This is a genomic window from Microbacterium sp. 13-71-7 (assembly GCF_002257455.1).
Classification (GTDB): Bacteria; Actinomycetota; Actinomycetes; order Actinomycetales; family Microbacteriaceae; genus Microbacterium.
Genome location: NZ_NCKN01000050.1, coordinates 1 through 20,134 on the forward strand (window position 1 = coordinate 1; position 20,134 = coordinate 20,134).

Here is a 20,134-nt window from a genome sequence, read left to right on the forward strand (position 1 = left end):
AGCTCGACGTGCGGCGGCTCTCCGCCATGGCGCCCGCCGAGGCCATGCTCGACGTCCAGCGACTCCCCGGCATCGGGCCCTTCTACAGCGCGCTCATCGTGATCAGGGCCTGCGGTCTCACCGATGTGCTGTCCACGCAGGAGGATCACACGCGCGCCGCCGTGGAGGCCCTGTACCGCCTCGACCACACCCCGGACGACGCCGAACTGGAGCGGATCGCGGAGGCGTGGCGCCCGTTCCGCACCTGGGCCGCGGTGTCGTTGCGCGCGATCGGATCCCGGATCCTCGACCGACCTGCGGCCTGAGCGCCTCGTTGCACGACGAGAGGGCGGGGTCGCGGCACGCGACGCCCGCCCTCTCGGACGATGCTCCAGTTACGCCTGCAGCGCGCCCTGGAGGTCGAGCGTGATGGTGACGTCCTTGCCGACGAGAACGCCACCGGTCTCCAGCGCGGCGTTCCAGGTGAGGCCGAAGTCCTCGCGGTTGATGACGGCCTTCGCGGAGGCGCCGGCCTTGTAGTTGCCGTAGGGGTCGGAGCCGAAGCCGCCGAAGTCCAGCTCGAACGTGACCGGCTTGGTGACGCCGTGGATCGTGAGGTCGCCGTCGACGAAGAGGTCGCCGCCCTCGACGCGTGCTCCGGTCGAGGTGAAGTCCATGGTCGGGTACTTCTCGACGTCGAAGAAGTCGGCCGACAGCAGGTGGCCGTTGCGGCCAGCGTCGCCGGTGTCGAGCGAGGTGACGTCGACGCTCGCCTCGACGCGGGCCTCGAGCGGGTTCTCCGGGGCGACCAGGGTCGCGCTCTTGACGCCGAAGGTGCCGCGCACCTTCGAGATCATCATGTGGCGGACGCTGAAGGTGACCTCGCTGTGCGCGGGGTCCAGGGTCCAGGTGCCGCTGCGGTAACCGGGGATGTCGATGCTCATGGGTGCTCCTCGTCGGAAGGTCTGCGGCCGCCGCTGCTGCGGCGACATCACGGTCCAACTTACATTCAGTTGAATGCATTCCCGATTCGCCGAACTTTTTTCGAGAATCCCCTCCGACACGACGAAGGCCCCGTCCTGAGACGGGGCCTTCGTGGTTCGCGATCGTCAGCCGACGGCGACGAGGTCGATGATGAAGATGAGGGTCTTGCCTCCGAGGAAGTGACCGGATCCGGCGGGGCCGTAGGCGAGGTGCGGCGGGATGGTCAGCTCGCGGCGTCCGCCGACCTTCATGCCGGGGATGCCCTCCTGCCAGCCCTGGATCAGGCCGCGCAGCGGGAACTGGATGGTCTCTCCGCGACCCCAGGAGGAGTCGAACTCCTCGCCAGTGTCGTGCTCGACACCGGCGTAGTGCACGGTCACGGTGTCGCCGGGCTTCGCTTCGTCACCGGTTCCCTCGATGATGTCGCGGATCACGAGCTCCGTCGGGGCGGGTCCGGTGGGGGCGTCGAACTCGGGCTTGGTGCGCTCAGTCATGCTTCCATCCAACCCGACGCGGTCCGGCCCGGTCAACGCGAGACACTGCGCCGACGGCGAACAGGGAGCCGGCGCATCCCGGCGCGGAGACGAAGAAGCACCCGCCCGAACCTTGACATCGCTCCCGCATGGGTGCACCCTGTTTTCAGATCAACTCAGCGCCCGGAGGACTTGCAGGCATCGCCGCAGCACCGGGCGCTGAGTCTGTCCGGGCGAGGGCTCACGGCCGCGCCGCGGACGCGCGCCCTGGCGGATCGAGGTCGAGCGGGCGCCCCGAAGCGAGCGGATCGAGACCTCCGGACTCACACCGCGAGAAGCTCGTCGCGCGCCGCATGGGTGCGCTGCAGGAGGACCTGCTCGTCCTGCTGCGCGAGCGGATCCCGGCCCGTGATGATGCGCTGGCGCACGGACGCGAGCGTGGTCGCGTCCTTGATGAACCGACGCATGATCGGACGCCGGTCGCCGCGCAGCCCCGACGCCCAGCGCAGGCCGACGCGACGGCCCGCGGGAGTCGCGAGCATCGACACCTCCTGCGGCGTGAACCACCCCGCCGTGGCGTAGTCGCTGAGCCGGGCGTAGGTGAGCCTCGCCTCCTCCTTGCGCAACAGGATGATCACCACGATGAAGCCGACGAACAGCGGCACCTGCAGCACGATGTACAGCACGAAGAAGTTGCCGATCATCGAGGATCCGTTCCACAGCGCGTGCAGCGCCATTGCCCCGAGGAGCCCCACGGCACCGAAGCCCAGAGCGCGACCGGCCGAGGCGCCGCGACGCGCGGCGAGTCCGATCGCGAACCCGGTCACGGAGGTGAACATCGCGTGGGCGAACGGCGACATGAGCCCGCGCAGCACGAACGTGACGGTCAGGTCGGGCGCCCCGCCCTCGATGAGGCTGACCGCGAAGTACTGGATGTTCTCGGTGAAGGCGAATCCGGCGCCGACCAGCGCGCCGTAGACGACGCCGTCGATCGGGCCGTCGAAGCTGCGGCGCGCCATCACGAAGATCAGGAAGACGCCGAGGCCCTTCGCCGTCTCCTCGACCAGGGGCGCCTGGAGCACGGCGGTCAGATCGTCGCCGCGCTGCCCGAGCAGCAGCGTCAGCAGCAGGTCGACCACGAGCGCGAGTCCGACGGACGCGATCGCACCCCACGCGATCGCGAAGGCCACGAGCGACTTCGGCTCCGGCTCCCAGCGGTCGATGAAGAAGACGCCGAAGAACACGATCGTCAGGGGCACGAGCGCGAGCACCATGCCGATCATCGATGCCGCGGGCCCGAGCGCCCAGACGAAGTAGGCGATGAGGCCGAGCAGGACGAAGCCGAGCGCGCCGAACGCCCACACCGAGGCGTGCCGCCCCTTCGCGGACGGAACGGGCAGCGCCGGCACCGCCTGCACAGGAGCGGGCGGGGTGTACGCGTCGTAGGCGACGGCGCCGTGATGCTCTGGTCGCTGCGCGAGCACCGAGCCGTACACGGGCGCGATCGGCGTCGAGACGGTCTGCGGATAGCTCTGCGGCTGGACGTACTGCGGCTGCTGCGCATACTGCGGCTGCGGATACTGCGGCTGCCCGTACTGCGACTGCATGGAGAGGGGCTGCGCGGCCGGCGCGGAGTACGACGGCTGCGGCTGATACGGCGCGGACGGCGTCTGGTCAGCCACGGCCGAGGACTGCGCGGCCGCGGGCGGCTGATACGGCGAGGGCGCGGGGGGCGACGGGCGCGAGGCCGGGCGCTGCTCGGCGGGATCGCCGTGTCCTCCAAAGGTCATGCCCAAAGCCTAGAGGCTCTCCGCGCCGGGGCCGCGGGTGCGCCCGGTAGCGTGGAGGGCATGCGGTTCGCTCATCTGCGCCGTCCCGAATCCGACACCCCAGCGCTCGCCGTCATCGACGGCTCCGGCGCGACGCTCGTCGCCGATCTCGTGGATCCGGCCCCTGCCACCCTCCAACAGCTCATCGAAGGCGGCGATGTCCTTCTCGACGCCGTCCGCGAGGCGCACGCCAGGGGTGAGGCCCCCGTGCACGCGCTCGACGGCTTCGCCTACAGCGCCGCGGTGCTCGCTCCGCCGGTCGTGCTGGCGGTGGGCCTGAACTACGCCGCGCACTCGAGCGAGCTCGGCCTGAAGACCGACACCGCGCCGACCGTCTTCACGCTGTGGCCGAACTCCCTGACCGGGCACGGGCAGACCACGTCGTGGCCGCGCGCGCTGTCGGAGTCGGTGGACTACGAGGCCGAGCTCGGCGTCGTGATCGGCGCCGCCGCGAAGGACGTGTCCACCGAGGACGCCCTCGACCATGTCTGGGGCTACACGGTGGTCAACGACATCACCGCCCGGGACATCCAGTTCGCCGAGGCGCAGTGGTCGCGCTGCAAGTCGTTCGACGGCTTCTCCCCCACCGGCCCCGTGGTCGTGACCGCGGACGAGATCGCGGATCCGCAGGACCTGCACATCTGGACCGTCGTCGACGGCCACATGGTGCAGGACGCCTCCACAGGGCAGATGGTGCGCCCGGTGTCGGCCCTCATCTCCCACCTCTCGCGCTCCCTGACGCTGCGCCCCGGGACGCTGATCTCCACGGGCAGTCCCGGTGGCGCCGGCTATTCGCGCGATCCGCAGATCTTCCTGCGCGACCGGTCCACGGTGACGGTCGGCATCGACGGGATCGGCGAGCTCACGACGCACTGCCGCATCCTGGACTGACGATCCGCCCGCGTCGGGGGCCTCGACGGCTCAGCAGCCGCAGCTGCCCCCGATGCGGAGATCCGTCGCCAGTCTCACCGTGCGCGGCGGCACGCTCGCGTCACCCGGATCGGTCAGCAGCAGATGGGCGGCGATGCGTCCCATCAGCTCCATCGGCTGGCGCACGGTGGTGAGACTCGGTACGGACAACCGGCCCGCCAGGATGCCGTCGAAACCGGTCACCAGCACGTCCTCGGGGACGCGCACCCCCTCGCCGCGGAGGACGTCCATCACGCGCAGCGCCGTCTGATCGCTGCCGCACACGAGCGCGTGGGGCAGGGTGCCCGCAGCAGCACGCTCGCGCAGGACCGGGTAGGCGGGCGTCGTCTCCAGATCGGTGTCGTCGAGCGTCTCGCCGGTCGCGCCGGGGATCTCGGCGACGGCCGTGAGGAACCCTTCGCGCCGCTCGTCGAGGTCGTCCTCCTCGATCGCACCCACCCAGCCGAACGACCGGATGCCGTGCACCTCCTGCAGGTGCCGCACGATCATCCGCATGCCCCCGGCGTTGTCCACCGTGACCCGGTGCCCGATGCCCGCGCGCTTGCTCAACTGGACGACCGGGACGCGTGCGGCCACGGCCTCGATCGCCGCGGTCGTGGAACGGCCGGGCAGGATCGCGAGGCCGTCGACCCTGCCCGCCGTGTCGGCGAGGTCGGACACGCCCACGCCGCCGCTGCTGAGCAGGACCGCCGTGCCGTGGCGTTTGCACTCGAGCACGAAACCGCGCTGGACCTCGTCGACGTAGAGCGGGAACGTCCGCGGGTCGCTCTCGCGCTCATCCGCCGCAGCGTCCCAGGTCACGGTCTCGGCATCCAGGTCGACCTCGTCCAGATCGACCCGCGCGCCCCCGCGGGCCGACGGCGACGCCTCCGGCTCCTCGTCGAGCAGCATGTCGAAGAGGTGCAGGCCGAGCACCCCGGTGCGTCCACGCGCGAGACTGCGGGCGGATCCGCTCGGCACGTACCCGATCTCCCGCGCCGCTTCGAGCACGACGCGGCGGGTGTCCTCGCGCACGCGCTCCGGACGGCGGAACGCGAACGAGACCGTGGCGATCGACACGCCGGCGCGTTGCGCCACGTCGTAGACGGTGGGTCGGCTCGACGCCATGAGCACCTCGCTTTCGGAGCGATTCTACTGAGCGCCCGGTCCGTCGATCGTCAGGCCGGTGCCACGGCGGAACACCGGATCCTCCGTTCCGTCGGGCACATCGGCGAATGCGGCGCGCACGGCGTCCATCGAGCGCGGGATGTCCACCGGGAGCACCCCGCGCGGCGGGATCCGTCCGGAGAGCGCCGCGAGCAGCGCGGCGTCGGAGCTGCCGAACTCCACCGCGATCGCGGCGGCGAAGGGGACGAACGGCGTGAGGATGGCCGGGCGGTCCAGGTTCACCACGATCACGAGCGAGCAGTGCGTGGCGATCCGACGCAGCCGCGCGACGAGACCGGGCGGGAAGTCGAGCGACCCCTGGTGGAACCAGGCTTCGAGGAAGAGGTCGTTCCGGGGCTCGAACGGTGCTCCGATCCGCACGAGCGCGACGTCGGCGTCCTCTGGCGAGGACGCCGGGTCGGCGTACTCGGCGAGCGCCTCCGCCGCGACGCCCTCGGCGTAGACCCTCGGTCGCTCGCCCCGGAACAGCGGCAGCGTGCCGTCGCTGTTCTGCAGCACCGTGACGGAGGCGGCCTGCGCGCGCTCCCCCTCTGCGCGGAACTCCGCCGCCCCGACGATCCGCTCCTCGGCGACCGCGCCCTCCGCGACGAGTCCCAGGAGCAGTTCGACGCATTCCTCCCCGCCGAACTGGTCCACGCCCGCGTCGAGCAGCCGGAGCATGCGCTCCCGCGGCGTCAGATCCTCCACGCCCCATGCCCGCGCGGGCAGCACCTGGTCCCCGACGTGGTTGTCGTTGATCAGCTCCCAGTCGCTGAGCACCACCCCGTCGTAGCCCAGCTCCTCCCGCAGCAATTCGGTGACGATCTGCCGGCTGTAGCTGAAACCGACCTCCTCGATCGGCTCCCCGTGACGCACCAGTCCCACCGGCATCCCGTAGTACGGCATGATCCCCGCGGTGTCGCGACGGATCGCCTCGACGAAGGGCCGCAGGTGCTCCTCGAAGCGTCCGCCGGGATAGACCTGCTCGCGGCCGTAGGGGAAATGCGCGTCCTCGCCGTCGAGCTGCGGTCCGCCGCCCGGGAAGTGCTTGGTGATGCAGGCGACGCTCTCGGGGCCGAGCTCCGCGCCCTGGAATCCCTCGAGGTACGCGCCAGTCATCTCGGTCACGCGGTCCGCGTCATAGCCGAGCGTCTGCGCCTGGCGCCCCCAGCGCGCCTCGGTCGGCAGGTCCACCTGGGGGTGCAGAGCCATCCGGATGCCCACCGCCCGGTACTCGCGCCCCGCGATCCTGGCGAACCGCCGCACCAGTTCGACGTCGTCGAGGGCGGCGAGCCCCAGCGGCTCCGGCCACTGCGAGAACGGGCCGGCCGCGAAGGCGACCCCGGAGTTCTCCACGAAGGCGTGCCGCGGATCGGTGCTGATCGTCACGGGGATGCCGTGCGGCGTGCCGGCGGCGAGCTCCTGGAGACGGTTGTTCCAGCGAGCGCCCTCCCGCGCGGTCCGCATGCCGTGCACGTTGAAGTGCGTGAGGTGCTTGTCCCGGACGACCTGCGAGGTCGGCGACTTCGAGATGGCGCCGGGTTCCTCGCGCAGCTCTCCCCCCTCGCCGATCTCGATGACCGTGTGGAACAGCAGCCCTGCCTTCTCCTCGATCGACAGGCGGGCGAGCAGATCCTCGACGCGCTCCTCCGTGCCGAGTCGTGGATCCTCATACGGATCCATGACCCCGTTGCCGTTGAGGTCGCGGAAGCGCACGCCCTCCTCGGTGGTCCGATCTTCGGCTCTCATCCGCATGTCTCTCCTCGTCGTTGCGGTCATTTCAGGCCTGTGGTGGCGACGCCCCGGATGAACCATCGCTGCAGGAACACGAACAGCAGCAGGATCGGAGCGATCACGAGCACGGATCCCGCGAGCAGCAGCCCGTAGTCGGTCGCGTTCTGACCCGTGGAATAGAGCGACAGGGCGACCGGCAGGGTGTACATGTCCTCCGTCTGCGCCGAGACGAGCGGCCACAGGAAGTTGTTCCAGGAGCCGAGGAAGGTGAGGATGCCGAGTGTGGCCAGCGGCGGCCCGCACAGCGGCATCACGACGCCGCGGAAGATCCGCCACTCCCCCGCGCCGTCCAGCCGGGCGGCCTCGAGCAGCGCGTCCGGGATGCCCGTCATGAACTGGCGCATGAGGAACACGCCGAGCGGTGCCGTGACGAACGGCAGGATCAGGGCCGGATAGCTGTTCACCAGTCCGAGCTTGGAGACCATCACGAACAGGGGCACGAAGGTCACCACCCCCGGGACCATGAGCGTGATCATGACCGCGCCGAAGAGCACGCGCTTGCCCGGGAACTCCATCTTGGCGAGCGCGTAGCCGACCATCGAGCAGAACACGAGGTTGCCGAGCACCGTGACGAGCGCGACGACCAGGCTGTTCCCGAAGAAGTGCCAGAAGTCGAGCGGGCCGAACCACTGCGCATAGTTGGCGGCGGTCGGGGCCTCCGGCCACCAGGTCGGCGGGCGGCGCAGGATCTCCCCCTGCGTCTTGACGGATCCGAGCACCATCCAGACGAAAGGCACGAGCCAGAGCGCGAGGCCGATCGTGAGGACGGCGTACGACGTCGCCCTCCCGCTGAGCCGTCGCGCGCGCGGGCTGCGGGTGCGGGGCACCGGGCGTGTGAGGGTCATGGCGTCAGTCCTTCGAACGCAGCAGCCGGAACTGCAGCAGGCTCACGAGCGCGATCACGAGGAAGAGCACATAGCTGGCCGCGGAGGCGAGTCCGTACTCGCCGAAGCCGAACTGCTGATACGTGTAGAACGCGACGGACAGGGTCGAGTCGAGCGGGCCGCCCTTGGTCATCACGAACGCCTCCTCGAAGAACTGCAGATAGCCGACCGAGATGAGCACGGCGCCGAGCAGGAGCGTGGGCCGCAGCAGCGGCAGGGTGACCGAGACGAGCCGCCGCCAGGGCGAGGCGCCGTCCATGATCGCAGCCTCCGTGACGTCCTCCGGAACCGCCTGCAGACCCGCGAGGAAGATCACCATGAGCGTTCCGACGTTGCGCCACACCGCCATCAGGATCAGCGAGGGGAGCGCGAAGGCGGGATCGTTCAGCCAGTTGGGGCCGTGGATGCCGATCATGGCGAGGGCGGTGTTGAGCAGGCCGTCCGGCTGCAGGATGTAGCGCCAGACCACGGCGACGGCGACGATGCTGGTGACGACGGGCGCATAGAAGCCGACCCGGAAGAACGACACCAGCCGCCCCTTGCCGCTGTTCAGCGCGAGCGCGAGCGCCAGCGCGACGATCATCGTCACGGGGATCCCTACCGCCACGAAGACGCCTGTGACGCCGAGCGAGGTCAGGAACCGGGAATCGCCGAAGAGCGTGACGTACTGCTGAAGGCCCACCGCATCGACCGCGAACGGAGAGGTGATGTCGCGCGCGGTGAAGTCGGTGAACGACATCGCGAAGGAGCCCACGATCGGCACGACCATGAACACCGCGAAGACCAGCACGAAGGGCAGGGCGAATCCCCACGCGATGAGCGCGCGCCGGCGACGGGCCGCGGCGAACGTGTCGGCGCCGCGCCGGCCGCCCCCGCCGCCGGAGACCGTGCGGGTCCCGGCGGCGGGCAGGAGGGTGGCCGTCATCTCACTTCAGCCCGATCGTGTCGGCGTCGGACTGCAGGGTCTTCAGGGCCTCGGCGACCGAGGTCCCGCCGCGACGGATCGACTCGAGCGCCTGGTCCCCCTTCGCGGCCACCTTCACCCAGGAGGTCGAGACGGGCGGAGCCTTGGCCGTCTCGAGCTGCGTGCCGAAGGTCGTGAGACTCGCGTCCGCGGAGACGGCCTTCTCGTTCCAGGCCGCCTTGGCCGCGGGCAGATCGCCCGTCGCGGTGTAGAACTCGGCCTGGACCTCGGGCTGGGAGAGCCAGCGCGCGAGCTTCCATGCCGAGGCCGCGTTCTTGCTGCCGTTGAACACGACGAGGTTCGCGCCACCGCTGAACGAGACCGAACCCTTGTCGGCGGGCAGGACCGCTGTCGCGTACTTGCTCGCGAAGTCGGCGCCGCCGACCGAGGCCAGCTGCCCGCGGAGGAAGGGGCCCTCCACGACCATGGGTGTGGTGCCGGCGACGAACTCGGACTCGACCGCGCCCGGCGAGGTGTCGACATCGGGATCGGCGAGCTTCTTGTCGAAGAAGCTCTTGTAGTACTCGACGCCCTTGGTCATCTCCGGGGTGTCGAGCGTCCACTTCTTGCCGTCGGAGACCTCCGCGCCCGCCGACCACGGCATCCAGAGCGCGCCCTGGAACGAGTCGTTGCCCGCCGGCATGCGGATGCCCCACTTCGCTCCGCCCTTGGACTGCATGTCGGCGGCCATCTGCTGCAGCTCGTCCCAGGTCTTCGGCGCGGCGGTCCATCCGGCCTTGGCGGCGATGTCGGTGCGGTAGTAGAGCACACGGGTGTCGACGTACCAGGGCACCCCCGCCGCGCGGTCGCCCACCTTGGTCGAGCTCACCGCCCCGTCGAAGAAGCCGGAGGTGTCGATCCCGGAGGGCACGCTTCCGAAGGCATCGCCGAAGTCGGCCATCCACGTCGTACCCATCATCGCGATGTCCGGGGTGTTGCCTCCCGCGATCGCGGTCTGGATCTTGTTGTGCGCGGCGTCCCACGGGATCGCGGTGACCTTGACCTTGACCCCGGGGTTCGCCTTCTCGAACGCCTTGACGAAGTCCGGCAGGGCCTCCCCCTCGGCGCCCATCGCCCACATCGTGATCGTTCCGGTGGCCGGCTTGTCATCGAGCTGCACCGCGGATGCCGCGGGCGCCGAGGATCCGCCGTCCGCGCGGCCGCACCCGGTGAGGGCGAGGCCGATTGCGGCGAGAGCGGCGATGCCGGCCAGAGCTGTCCTGCTTTTCACGTCTTCCTCCTTGAAGCGTCCTGTCGCCAGGATCTAAGCGCATAGATTCTTGCTCTTCACCGATCTAAGCGCATAGATGCCTTCGATGCAAGACCCGGGACGCGAACGACGACGGCCCGCCGCTCCGGAGAGCGACGGGCCGTCGGGGTGCGGCGGAGTTCAGGCGCCGGCGTCGACGTGCTTCGACGGGATCACGGGGATCGCGGCGGTGATCGTCTCGAGGCCGGACAGGCGCGCGGGCGAAAGCTGCTTGGCGACCTCCTCGCGCGACATCAGTCCCGCCTCGACCACGAGGTCGGCGACGTTGCGGTTGGTCAGCAGCGCGGTCTTGGCGAGGGCGGCGGAGGCGGCGTAGCCGATGAACGGGGTGAGCGCCGTGATGACGCCGACCGACGACCCGACCATCGCACCCAGACGGTCGCGGTTGGCGGTGATGCCGTCGACGCAGTTCACGCGCAGGGTCCACATCGCCTGGCGCATCCAGGTGATGGACTGGAAGATCGAGTGCGCGATCACGGGCTCGAAGGCGTTCAGCTGCAGCTGCCCCGCCTCCGCGGCCATCGTCACCGTCATGTCGGATCCGGCGACGGCGAACGCCACCTGGTTCACGACCTCGGGGATGACCGGGTTGACCTTGCCCGGCATGATGCTGGAGCCGGCCTGCATGGCGGGCAGGTTGATCTCGCCGAAACCGGCCTGCGGGCCCGAGGAGAGCAGACGCAGGTCGTTGCAGATCTTGGAGAGCTTCATCGCGTTGCGCTTGAGCGACGAGGAGAAGGACATGAAGGATCCGGTGTCGCTGGTCGCCTCGACGAGGTCGCTCGCGGTGGCGAGGTCCAGGCCCGAGATCTCGCGCAGGTGCTTGAGCACGGCCGGGGCGTAGGCCGGGTGCGTCGTGATGCCCGTGCCGATCGCGGTCGCGCCCATGTTGATCTCGTACATGAGCCAGGCGTTCTCGGTGAGACGCGTGTGGTCGTAGCCGAGGGTGGAGGCGAAGCCGTGGAACTCCTGGCCGAGGGTCATCGGCACGGCGTCCTGCAGCTGGGTGCGGCCGACCTTGAGCACGTCGTGGAACTCGCGCGCCTTGGTGAGGAACGACACGCGCAGCATGTCGAGCTCGTCGAGCAGCGAGCGCAGGTTCAGCGACAGGCCGATCTTGATCGCCGTCGGGTAGACGTCGTTCGTGGACTGGCTGCGGTTGGTGTGGTCGATCGGCGACAGGAAGGCGTAGTCGCCCTTCTCGCGGCCGGCCATCTCGAGCGCGATGTTGGTGATGACCTCGTTCGCGTTCATGTTGGTCGAGGTTCCGGCCCCGCCCTGGATGACGCCGACGATGAACTGATCGTGGAACTCGCCGTTGATGACCTTCTGCGCGGCGGCGTCGATGAGGTCGGCCTTCTCGGCGTCGAGTGCGCCGATCTCCTTGTTCGCGCGCGCGCTGGCCTGCTTGACCATCGCGAGCGCCTCGATCAGCTCCGGGTAGACGGAGATCGGTCGCTTCGTGATCGGGAAGTTCTCGGCGGCGCGGAGCGTATGGATCCCCCAATACGCGTCGGCAGGGATCTCCTTGCTTCCCAGGGAGTCGGTTTCGGTACGGGTGGCAGGCGCAACGGCGGCCATGGACACATCCTCGTGGGTGATGGCGAACAGGGAAGGGGGATGCGTCCATCCTACCCGTCCCGGATCACCGGCCCGGCTTGCGCGAGAACGCCTCCAGCCGCTCCTCGGGCGTAAGCAGGGCCATCCGCTCGACCCACTCCGGGCTGAAGGTGTCGACCGGGGTCGCCTCGACCACCGGGACCACCGTGTGCGTGATGGTCTCAGGGCGCACGTGCACGAGCTGGAACGACTGCGCGGCGTCCATGCCGTTCACCTGATCCGCCGGGCTCGCGACGTCCATCGTGTAGCAGGTGGCGCTCGCGACGCTCACCGGGACGCCGGCGAACGTCGCGTGCAGCGAGTAGTGCAGGTGCCCCGCGAGTATTCCGCGGACGTCGGACCCGCGCAGCACCTCGGCGAGCTCGTCCTGGTGACGCAGCTCGAGGATGTCGAAGAAGGGGATGTGGCTGGGCACCGGCGGGTGGTGCATCGCGAGCAGCGTGCCGTGCGGCGCGGGCGTGCGCAGCTGATCGGCGAGCCAGGCGCGCTGCTGCTCGTCGATGTCGCCGTGGTGCCAGCCGGGGACCGTGGAATCCAGCGCGATCACGCGCAGGCCGTTCAGATCCCAGACGCCCGTGATCGGGTCTTCGGCGGGCGGCATGTCGAGCAGGTGCTCCCGCATGGCAGGGCGCTCGTCATGGTTGCCGGCGACCCAGATCACCGGCGCGCCGAGGCGCTCGGACACCGGATCCACGACCGCGCGCAGTCGACGGTACGCGTCCGGCTCGCCGAGGTCCGCGAGGTCCCCCGTGACGACGATCGCGTCCGGCCTGTCCGTCGCGCTCTCGATCGCGGCGAGCGTGCGCGCCAGCGTGGCGTCCACGTCGAAGCGTCCGCCGAGGGCCGCTCCCCCGGCCAGCAGGTGCGGGTCGCTGACGTGGACCAGGGTGTGCGTGGGCGGGGCGTAGCGGCCGAACTGCACAGTCATGGACCTCAGGCTAGCGCCGAGACGAGCGCATGCCCGAGCGGCGCCTCGCGGACCGCCCTGCCCGCTACTTCACGACGATGAGCAGGATGCCGGCCACCACCGCCGCCGCGCAGACCGCGAAGCACGCGTAGGCCGCGATCTGGGCGAGCGTCTTCTGGGCGGCCGTGAGCGGACTCTTGCGGGCGGCCTTCGCGGCGGCCTTCGCCGCGCGCTTGGCCTCCTTCTCGCTGATCACGGTGATCGCGTCGGTGAACTCGGCCGGCGTGACCACTGGAACCCTGCCGGCGCGGACGAGCAGCCGCAGACCGAGCGCGTAGAAGCCGACGACGAGGAGGGTGCCGACGAGCGCGGCGCCGAGCACCTGGAAGAACGCCCCCCAGTTGATGACGACGGTCATCGTCCTGCCCCCTTCTCCTTGGCCTTCGCGCGTTCGCGGGCGCGCTGCGCCCTGGCCTGCCGCGGCGTGAGCGGCGGCTCCTCCGGCACCTCGATGGCGCGGGCGGAGTCTGCGACCTCGCTGAAGGCGTTGTTGGCGGTGACGGCGTTGCGCCGCGAGCGCAGGAACAGGGCGATGATCACGGCGAGGGCGAGGACCGCGTCGATCAGCACGCCCCAGCCTCCGCCGACGACCACGATGAACGCCGCGACGGCCCCGACGAGCCCGGCCGCGGGGAGCGTGAGCACCCAGCCGATCGCGATGCGGCCGGCGGTGCGCCAGCGCACGGCAGACCCGCGCCGGCCGAGCCCGGATCCGATCACGGATCCGGAGGCGACCTGCGTGGTGGACAGTGCGAAGCCGAGCGCGCTGGAGGCCAGGATGGTCGCCGCGGTCGAGGTCTCCGCCGCGAAGCCCTGTGCGGGCTTGACGTCGGTGAGACCCTTGCCGAGCGTGCGGATGATGCGCCAGCCGCCCAGATAGGTGCCCAGCGCGATCGTGAACGCGCACGCGACGATCACGTAGATGTGCGGCCGATGGTCGCCCTGCGCCTGCCAGCCGACCGAGATCAGTGCGAGCGTGATCACGCCCATGGTCTTCTGCGCGTCGTTCGTACCGTGCGCGAGCGCGACGAGCGACGACGTGAAGATCTGTCCCCAGCGGAAGCCGCTTCTGCCGTCGGGCTTGCCGTCGTAGCGACGCGTGGTCAGGTACGCGAGCTTGGTCGCGAGGTAGGCGATCAGCCCGGCCGTGAGGGGCGCGATGAGCGCGGGGAGCACGACCTTGGACAGCACGACGCCGAAGTTGATGCCGCTGAGCCCGACACCGACCAGCGTGGCGCCGATGAGGCCGCCGAACAGCGCGTGGGACGAGCTCGACGGCAGCCCGAGCAGCCAGGTCAGCATGTTCCAGGTGATCGCGCCGATGAGGCCGGCGAAGATGAGCGACGGCATGAGGTGCGCCGTGTTCGAGTCCTCCTGGATGATGCCGCCGGAGACCGTCGCGGCGACCTCCGTGGACAGGAACGCCCCGACGAGGTTCAGTCCTGCCGCGAGCATGACCGCGGTCCGCGGTTTGAGCGCTCCGGTGGCGATCGGGGTCGCCATGGCGTTCGCCGTGTCATGGAACCCGTTGGTGAAGTCGAAGAAGAGTGCCAGCAGGATCACCAGCACGACGATGAGGGCTGCGGTTTCCACCGTTCGCTTTCGTGAAGTGGGGGGAAGTGACGAACGAAGAGTTCACCGGGGATTCAGCATCCGTTAACGGGCCGGTTGCATCCTCCCACCCCGGCCCAGGACGGTCAACTCGACGCCCCGCCACCCGCTCCGCCCTCGCCCTCGCGGCCTCGGCTAGCGTTGATGCGTGACCTCCGTCTCCGAGACCGCTCCCGCCCCATCCCCCGTCCCGCCGCGCGCGGCCCGCCGCTCGCTGATCCGCACCCATCACGGCGACGTGTTCGACGACCCGTACGACTGGCTGCGCGTGAAGGAGGATCCCGAGGTGATCGCGCACCTCGAGGCCGAGAACGCGTACACGGATGCGCGTCTCGCACACCTCGAGCCGCTCCGCGAGACCCTGTTCCAGGAGATCAGGGGACGCGTGCAGGAGTCGGATCTCTCGGTGCCCACCCGCCGCGGAGGCTGGTGGTACTACGGCCGCACGGTCGAGGGCAGCCAGTACGGACTGCAGTGCCGCGCGGCGGTCTCCTCCGCCGACGACTGGACGCCGCCCGTCCTCGACCCCGCCGTCCCTGTGCCCGGTGAGCAGATCCTGCTCGACGGCAATGTCGAGGCCGAGGGGCACGAGTTCTTCGCGATGGGCGCGTTCGACGTCTCGGACGACGCCACCCGCCTCCTCTGGTCGACCGACTTCGAGGGCGACGAGCGGTACACCGTGCACGTCCGCGACCTCGTGACGGGCGAGACGCTGCCCGACGAGATCCCCGGCACGTCCGGCGCGTTCTTCACGCCGGACGGCGCCGCCGTGATCTACACGACCGTCGACGAGTCGTGGCGCCCCGACACGCTCTGGCTGCACCGGATCGGCACGCCGGTGTCCGACGACGTGCAGCTCTTCCACGAGCCCGACGAGCGGTTCTGGCTCGGCGCGGGGATCACCCGCAGCCGCCGCTATCTCGTGATCGGCGTGGGGTCCAGCATCACGAGCGAGGAGCACCTCGTCGACCTCGACGACCTCACCGCGCCGCCGCGCGTGGTCTGGCCGCGGCGCGAGGGCATCGAGTACTCGGTCGAGCACGCCGTGGTGGACGGCCGTGACGAGCTGCTCATCCTGCACAACGACGACGCGCTGGACTTCGCGCTCGTCGCGGTCTCCGCATCCGACCCGCAGGGCGAGCGCCGCACGGTCCTTCCGCACACGCCGGGACGCCGCCTGCTGGACGTGGACGCCTTCCGCGACGTCACGGTCGTCGCGTACCGCTTCGAGGGCCTCGAGCGCATCGCGCTGATGGATCCGTCCTCAGGGGCGCTGGACGAGCTCGGCTTCGACGAGCCGCTGTACTCCGCGGGCTTCGGCGGCAACCCCGAGTGGTCCGCGCCGTTCCTGCGTCTGGGCTACGGCTCGTTCGTGACGCCGTCGACGGTCTACGACCTGGAGCTCGCGACCCGCACGCTGCACCTGCGCAAGCGGCAGCCGGTGCTCGGCGGCTACGACCCGGCCGAATACGGACAGCGCCGCGACTGGGCGGTCGCCCCGGACGGCGCCCGCATCCCCGTCTCCCTGGTGTGGAAGCGCTCCTTCGGCGAGCCGGGAGCCGAGCCCCGCGCCGTGCACCTGTACGGCTACGGATCCTACGAGCACTCGATCGACCCGGGCTTCTCGGTCATGCGCCTGTCGGCGCTGGATCGCGGCGTGGTCTTCGCCGTCGCGCACGTGCGCGGCGGCGGCGAGATGGGCCGGCAGTGGTACGAGGACGGCAAGCTCGGGCAGAAGGCGAACTCGTTCACCGACTTCGTCGCGTGCGCGCGCCATCTCGTCGACGCCGGCATCACCGGCCCGGACCGGATGGTCGCGGAGGGCGGCAGCGCGGGCGGTCTGCTGATGGGCGCCGTCGCGAACCTCGCCCCCGAGCTGTTCCGGGGCATCCTCGCCTCCGTACCGTTCGTGGACGCGCTCACGACGATCCTGGATCCGTCCCTGCCCCTCACCGTGATCGAGTGGGACGAGTGGGGCGACCCGCTGCACGATCCCGAGGTGTACGCGTACATGAAGTCGTACACGCCGTACGAGAACGTGCGCGACGGCGTCGCCTATCCGTCGATCCTCGCGGTCACCTCGCTCAACGACACGCGCGTGCTGTACGTGGAGCCCGCCAAGTGGGTGTCCCGCCTGCGCGACGCGGGTGCAGACGACGTCCTGCTCAAGTGCGAGATGGTGGCAGGTCACGGCGGCGTGAGCGGCCGCTACAACTCCTGGCGAGAGCGCGCCTTCGAGCTGGCCTGGATCCTGGACCGCCTGGGCGTCGCCGGCGCCTGAGCCCGTCTTTCCAAGGCCGAGCCCTTCTAGGACGAATGCGACTCTGCAGGACAGGATCCCGGATCCTGTCCTGCAGAGTCGCGCACGTCCTGTCGAGTCGACCGGCGGCTCACCCGAACAGGGCGGCGGCCTCCTCGTAGCGCTGCAGCGGGACGGTGTTGAGCTCGCCGAGCGCCTCGGCGAACGGGACGCGCACGATGTCGGTGCCGCGCAGGGCGACCATCTGACCCCAGGCGCCGTCCACGACGGCGTCGGCGGTGTGCAGGCCGAGACGGGTCGCGAGCACGCGGTCGAACGCCGAGGGCGAACCGCCGCGCTGGATGTGGCCGAGCACCGTGGAGCGGGTCTCGATGCCGGTGCGCTTCTCGATCTCCGGGGCGAGGATCTCGCTGATGCCGCCGAGACGCGGACGGTTGAACGCGTCGAGGCCCTTGTCGCTGAACGCCTGATCCATGCCCTTGAGCTTGAAGCCCTCGGAGACCACGACCAGCGGCGCACGACCACGGTCGCTCGCGCGGGTGACCAGGTCGCAGATCTCCTCGATCGACATCGGCACCTCGGGGATGCAGATCACGTGCGCGCCCGCGGCCATGCCGGCGTGCAGGGCGATCCAGCCGACGTGGCGCCCCATGACCTCGGCGATCATGCAGCGCTGGTGGGAGTCGCCGGTGGTGCGCAGCCGGTCCATGGCGTCGGTCGCGATGTTCACGGCCGTGTCGAAGCCGAACGAGTAGTCGGTCGCCCGCAGGTCGTTGTCGATCGTCTTCGGCACGCCGAGGACCTGGATGCCGTCGTTCGAGAGGCGGTCCGCCGCGGCGAGCGTCCCCTCTCCGCCGATCGCGATGATGCCGTCGATGCCGTGCTTGGCGAGGGTCTTCGCGACGTTCTCCGCGCCGCCGCGCGGGCCCTCGTACGGGTTGGTGCGGCTCGTGCCGAGGATCGTGCCGCCGACCTTGCTCAGACCCTTCACCTCGTGCCGGGTGAGCGGGAAGAAGTCGCCGTCGACGACCCCGCGCCAGCCGTCGCGGATGCCGACGAACTCGAGCTCGTAGGTCGTGGTGCCCTTGAGCACGATGCCGCGGATGACCGCGTTCAGGCCGGGGCAGTCGCCGCCGCTGGTCAGGATGCCGATCTTCATGGGTCGTCCTCGGGAGGGGAAGGGGGATGGAAGCGCGGCACCGTTGCCTCGTTCGACCCTAGTGCCGATCGACTCCCCCGCGCCATTCCGGGACGATGAAAAGCGGAGTTCTTACACGCCTCCCCACGGAGTTCTCGCCTTCTTGACGAAGAACGGCACCCCCGCCCCCGAAACCGGGAGAAGAAGCGCCGTTCTTGACAGGCCTGTGACGGGCGGTGGTCAGTCGCCGCCGAGCGCCTCGCGCAGGAGGTGCATGAGTGCCGCCTGCTGCACGGACTCGCTCGCGCCCTCCTCCACGGCCTCGCCGTCGAGTGCGCGCGCCGCAAGGCCCTGCTTCTGGTCGATGAGTTCGGCGATCTTCGCGTCGAGCGTGTGCGCGGCGATGATCCGCCACGCGGTGACCGGCTCGTCCTGGCCGATGCGGTGCACGCGGTCGATCGCCTGGGTCTGCTCCGCCGCGGTCCAGCTGAGTTCGGCGAGGACCACGTTCGAGGCCGTCTGCAGGTTGACGCCGACGCCGGCCGCGGTGAGCGAGCACACGGCGATCCCGACCTCGGGGTCGCCGTTGAACGCGTCGACCGCCTGCTGCCGCGCGATCGCGGTCTGGTCGCCGCGGAGCGACACGGAGCGGATCCCGGCCGCGGCGAAGTGCGCCTCGGCCTGATCCATCACGTCGACGTGCTTGGCGAAGAACACGACCTTGCCGACCGAGCGCTGCAGCTGCGCGGCGTAGTCCGCGGCGAGCAGGGCCTTGGCCTGGCCGATCTTGCGCACCATGGTGAAGACGTTGTCTCCCCCGGTGCCCGCCGCCTTCGACTCCTCGAGCTCGCTGTGCGCGACGAGCCGGACGATGTCCTCGTCGATCTCGCCGTGGGCGAGGCCCCGGTCTCCACGCGCCTCGATGATCCGGCGGTACTTGGCCGCCATCCGCGCGCCCAGCTCGGCCTCGGCCTGCCGGATCCCGCGACCGAACTCGTCGTCGAGCTGCACCGGCAGATCCGCGATGAGCTTGTCCGGCAGGTCGGCGGCCACGTCCTTCTTCTTGCGCCGCACGATGCCCATCGAGATGACGGCGTCCCTGGCCTCGCCGTAGAACGCCTTGTCCGCAGGGGTCAGGCCGGTCGCGTCGAGCTTGTCCGCGAGCTCCGCCGAGGGCCGCTCGCCGTTGGTCCAGCCCAGGAAGCGCCAGATCGCGTCGAAGTCCTCGACGTCGTTGATCAGCGGCGTTCCGGTGAGGGCCATCAGCAGCGGGTGCGAGCCCGCCGCCTGCTCCCTGATGCGGGACGCCAGCGCGAGCACGTTCTGCGAGCGCTGCGACGACAGGTTCTTGATGAAGTGCGCCTCGTCCACGACCATGCCGCGCAGGCCGATCTCGCCGAGCCAGGACAGGTGCCTGTCGAGGATCTCGTAGTTGACGATGAAGACGTCCGCGAAGGCGTCCACGTCCTGGCCGTCGCCCTGGATCACCGCGGCGCGGCGCTGCGGGGTCCACCGCTCCACCTCGCGCGCCCAGTTCATCTTGACGACGTTGGGAACGACCACGAGCAGCGGGTACGCACGGGCGACGGACGCGGCGAGCACCGACTGCGCGGTCTTGCCGAGGCCGGGCTCGTCGGCGAGCAGGAACGAGCGATGCCCTGCCCTGACCGACTCGAGGAAGCGCGACTGGTGCACCATCACCTCGAGGCCCTTGGGCGAGAGGTGGTCGTACTCGGGCAGGGGCGGAAGCTCCATCGAGGCGACCGTGCCGCCGGCGCCCGACTCGAACGCCTTGTACAGCGGGCCCATCAGCTCCCAGCCGTCCAGCCTGCGCCGCGGGGTGGCCGCCGCGCGGGGCGTGAGGTCAGGGGCGAGGAAGGGGTTCGCCAGCATCCGCGACTCGACCGAGGGCGGCGTGACCTGGCGCTCGGCGAGCGCTGCGGGCACCACCGGCGCCTGCTGCACGCGGATGACGTCGGCGATGACCAGCTCTTCCGGAGCCAGTTCGGCGCCGGACTCCAGCAGCCAGTCGCGGCGCATCCGCTTCGCGACGGGGCTCGTGGCCTGGTCCGCCTCGAGCAGCTGGATCAGCGACGTGTCGCGCGCGGCGGTCTTCGCGAGGATCGTCGCCACGCCGTCCAGGCGCTTGAGCTGCTCCGCCCGTGCGGCGTCGCCGAGCTCGGCGTCGCCCTTGGCCCTGGCGCGCTCCTCGCGCACCAGGAACGCGATCACCTGGAACTTGACGCGATTGGTCGGGCCGAGCTTCCCGTGCTGGGCCTTGGAAG

Annotated in this window: 17 protein-coding genes; 3 read left to right on the plus strand and 14 right to left on the minus strand. The window is 70.2% G+C overall.

Annotated features, from left to right (window positions below; translation table 11 throughout):
* Positions 1-305 (plus strand): hypothetical protein (locus B7X32_RS07010; RefSeq protein WP_292717954.1); only part of this gene is annotated, 305 nt, incomplete at its 5' end.
* 69 nt (positions 306-374) lie between these two features.
* On the opposite strand, the gene B7X32_RS07015 is transcribed toward B7X32_RS07010, so the two are convergent.
* From B7X32_RS07015 to B7X32_RS07025, 3 genes are all read right to left on the minus strand, one after another.
* Positions 375-923: a YceI family protein gene (locus B7X32_RS07015; protein WP_292717956.1), complete on the minus strand. Its 549-nt coding sequence runs from the start codon at positions 921-923 to the stop codon at positions 375-377.
* Positions 924-1,088: 165 nt separating this feature from the next.
* Positions 1,089-1,457, minus strand: coding sequence for an FKBP-type peptidyl-prolyl cis-trans isomerase (locus B7X32_RS07020; protein ID WP_292717958.1), 369 nt, complete (start codon positions 1,455-1,457; stop codon positions 1,089-1,091).
* A 302-nt stretch (positions 1,458-1,759) separates the two neighbouring features.
* The gene (locus B7X32_RS07025) at positions 1,760-3,226 is read right to left on the minus strand and encodes a PrsW family intramembrane metalloprotease (RefSeq protein ID WP_292717960.1); all 1,467 of its coding nucleotides are present in this window, start codon (positions 3,224-3,226) and stop codon (positions 1,760-1,762) included.
* Between the two features lie 60 nt (positions 3,227-3,286).
* Here B7X32_RS07025 and B7X32_RS07030 point away from each other — a divergent pair, with 60 nt between their 5' ends.
* Entirely contained in the window at positions 3,287-4,156 is an 870-nt protein-coding gene (locus B7X32_RS07030) for a fumarylacetoacetate hydrolase family protein (protein ID WP_292717962.1), read from the plus strand.
* A 30-nt stretch (positions 4,157-4,186) separates the two neighbouring features.
* Here B7X32_RS07030 and B7X32_RS07035 read toward each other — a convergent pair whose 3' ends face one another.
* The 9 genes from B7X32_RS07035 to B7X32_RS07075 all read right to left on the minus strand — a co-directional run bounded on the left by B7X32_RS07035 (position 4,187) and on the right by B7X32_RS07075 (position 14,433).
* On the minus strand, positions 4,187-5,302 hold the full coding sequence (locus B7X32_RS07035) for a LacI family DNA-binding transcriptional regulator (protein ID WP_292717964.1): 1,116 nt from the start codon (positions 5,300-5,302) through the stop codon (positions 4,187-4,189).
* Positions 5,303-5,326: 24 nt separating this feature from the next.
* The gene (locus B7X32_RS07040) at positions 5,327-7,090 is read right to left on the minus strand and encodes a glycoside hydrolase family 3 N-terminal domain-containing protein (RefSeq protein ID WP_292717966.1); all 1,764 of its coding nucleotides are present in this window, start codon (positions 7,088-7,090) and stop codon (positions 5,327-5,329) included.
* A gap of 26 nt (positions 7,091-7,116) precedes the next feature.
* A complete protein-coding gene (locus B7X32_RS07045; RefSeq protein ID WP_292717968.1) occupies positions 7,117-7,980 on the minus strand; it encodes a carbohydrate ABC transporter permease in 864 nt (287 codons plus the stop codon).
* 4 nt (positions 7,981-7,984) lie between these two features.
* Positions 7,985-8,944, minus strand: a complete 960-nt coding sequence (locus tag B7X32_RS07050) for a sugar ABC transporter permease (RefSeq protein WP_292717970.1) — start codon at positions 8,942-8,944, stop codon at positions 7,985-7,987.
* A gap of 1 nt (position 8,945) precedes the next feature.
* Entirely contained in the window at positions 8,946-10,214 is a 1,269-nt protein-coding gene (locus B7X32_RS07055) for an extracellular solute-binding protein (RefSeq protein ID WP_292717972.1), read from the minus strand.
* Between the two features lie 159 nt (positions 10,215-10,373).
* Positions 10,374-11,834, minus strand: a complete 1,461-nt coding sequence (locus B7X32_RS07060; RefSeq protein WP_292717974.1) for an aspartate ammonia-lyase — start codon at positions 11,832-11,834, stop codon at positions 10,374-10,376.
* Between the two features lie 64 nt (positions 11,835-11,898).
* Positions 11,899-12,801: a metallophosphoesterase gene (locus B7X32_RS07065; RefSeq protein WP_292717976.1), complete on the minus strand. Its 903-nt coding sequence runs from the start codon at positions 12,799-12,801 to the stop codon at positions 11,899-11,901.
* 64 nt (positions 12,802-12,865) lie between these two features.
* On the minus strand, positions 12,866-13,198 hold the full coding sequence (locus B7X32_RS07070; RefSeq protein ID WP_292717978.1) for a peptidase: 333 nt from the start codon (positions 13,196-13,198) through the stop codon (positions 12,866-12,868).
* The gene (locus B7X32_RS07075) at positions 13,195-14,433 is read right to left on the minus strand and encodes an inorganic phosphate transporter (RefSeq protein WP_292717980.1); all 1,239 of its coding nucleotides are present in this window, start codon (positions 14,431-14,433) and stop codon (positions 13,195-13,197) included. The genes B7X32_RS07070 and B7X32_RS07075 overlap by 4 nt, the downstream gene beginning before the upstream one ends.
* 166 nt (positions 14,434-14,599) lie before the next feature.
* Here B7X32_RS07075 and B7X32_RS07080 point away from each other — a divergent pair, with 166 nt between their 5' ends.
* Positions 14,600-16,732, plus strand: a complete 2,133-nt coding sequence (locus B7X32_RS07080; protein WP_292717982.1) for a S9 family peptidase — start codon at positions 14,600-14,602, stop codon at positions 16,730-16,732.
* A gap of 109 nt (positions 16,733-16,841) precedes the next feature.
* Here the strand turns inward: B7X32_RS07080 and B7X32_RS07085 are convergent, their stop codons facing one another.
* Positions 16,842-17,870, minus strand: a complete 1,029-nt coding sequence (locus B7X32_RS07085) for an ATP-dependent 6-phosphofructokinase (protein ID WP_292717984.1) — start codon at positions 17,868-17,870, stop codon at positions 16,842-16,844.
* A gap of 219 nt (positions 17,871-18,089) precedes the next feature.
* A partial coding sequence (locus B7X32_RS07090; protein ID WP_292717986.1) for a DEAD/DEAH box helicase occupies positions 18,090-20,134 on the minus strand: 2,045 nt, incomplete at its 5' end.

Excerpts from the sequence above, each read along its gene's own strand:
- B7X32_RS07015 (WP_292717956.1), bottom strand. The coding sequence starts at position 923 with ATGAGCATCGACATCCCCGGTTACCGCAGCGGCACCTGGACCCTGGAC.
- B7X32_RS07020 (WP_292717958.1), bottom strand. The coding sequence starts at position 1,457 with ATGACTGAGCGCACCAAGCCCGAGTTCGACGCCCCCACCGGACCCGCC.
- B7X32_RS07025 (WP_292717960.1), bottom strand. The coding sequence starts at position 3,226 with ATGACCTTTGGAGGACACGGCGATCCCGCCGAGCAGCGCCCGGCCTCG.
- B7X32_RS07030 (WP_292717962.1), top strand. The coding sequence starts at position 3,287 with ATGCGGTTCGCTCATCTGCGCCGTCCCGAATCCGACACCCCAGCGCTC.
- B7X32_RS07035 (WP_292717964.1), bottom strand. The coding sequence starts at position 5,302 with ATGGCGTCGAGCCGACCCACCGTCTACGACGTGGCGCAACGCGCCGGC.
- B7X32_RS07040 (WP_292717966.1), bottom strand. The coding sequence starts at position 7,090 with ATGAGAGCCGAAGATCGGACCACCGAGGAGGGCGTGCGCTTCCGCGAC.
- B7X32_RS07045 (WP_292717968.1), bottom strand. The coding sequence starts at position 7,980 with ATGACCCTCACACGCCCGGTGCCCCGCACCCGCAGCCCGCGCGCGCGA.
- B7X32_RS07050 (WP_292717970.1), bottom strand. The coding sequence starts at position 8,944 with ATGACGGCCACCCTCCTGCCCGCCGCCGGGACCCGCACGGTCTCCGGC.
- B7X32_RS07060 (WP_292717974.1), bottom strand. The coding sequence starts at position 11,834 with ATGGCCGCCGTTGCGCCTGCCACCCGTACCGAAACCGACTCCCTGGGA.
- B7X32_RS07065 (WP_292717976.1), bottom strand. The coding sequence starts at position 12,801 with ATGACTGTGCAGTTCGGCCGCTACGCCCCGCCCACGCACACCCTGGTC.
- B7X32_RS07070 (WP_292717978.1), bottom strand. The coding sequence starts at position 13,198 with ATGACCGTCGTCATCAACTGGGGGGCGTTCTTCCAGGTGCTCGGCGCC.
- B7X32_RS07085 (WP_292717984.1), bottom strand. The coding sequence starts at position 17,870 with ATGAAGATCGGCATCCTGACCAGCGGCGGCGACTGCCCCGGCCTGAAC.